The following is a 695-nucleotide window of genomic DNA, read 5'->3' as shown; positions in this document are numbered from 1 at the left end:
GCGACGGGTTCCTGATCGACACGCTGCGCGTGGCCGATCACTTCCTGGGCCGCGAGGCGGGGATCGAGGAGGTCGTCTTTGCCGATGGCACGGTCTGGGACCGCGACCAGCTGGACACGCTGGCGCGTCTGGGGCGGTTCAACGCGGCGGACGACATCTATCTGTTCGGGATCGAGGACGAGACTGCGGTCATCCAGGCTGCCGATCTGGTGGCCAATGACGCGACCGAAGGGACGGCCGAGCTGACGATCATCGCGGTCGAGGCGCTGGGCGGGGCCACGGCCACGCTGAACGGGGATGGCACCATCTCGTTCACCGGGCTGCCCAACCAGAACGGCGATGCGTTCTTCCGCTATACGGTCGAGGACGCCTATGGCCGGCAGTCGACCGCGCGGGTCGAGGTCAACCTGGCCCCGGTCAACGACGCGCCGACGGCGGGCAATGACGGGGTGTTCTTCGGGACCGAGGATCAGGTCCTGAGCATCCCGATCGCGGCCCTGCTGGCCAATGACAGCGACATCGACGGTGACACGCCGCTGCGGATCGTGGCGCTGGACCCGCTGTATGACGCGGACGGCAACCCGCTGTATTCGGGCGGCGAATACCGGCTGACGAACGGCAAGGGCCAGATCGGCACCACGCATATCGAGTTCACGCCGCGGCCCGACCATTTCGGCTTTGCCGGGTTCACCTAT

General features: G+C 67.1%; 1 protein-coding gene. It reads left to right on the top strand.

Annotated elements, in window-relative coordinates; all coding sequences use genetic code 11:
- The coding region (locus ACLD7X_RS17600) for a cadherin-like domain-containing protein (RefSeq protein ID WP_411424986.1) at positions 1-695 on the top strand (695 nt) is incomplete at both ends.

It is taken from the genome of Aphanothece microscopica RSMan92, from assembly GCF_046613545.2.
GTDB lineage: Bacteria > Cyanobacteriota > Cyanobacteriia > PCC-6307 > Cyanobiaceae > NIES-981.
This window is presented reverse-complemented; position numbering and strand designations above follow the sequence as displayed.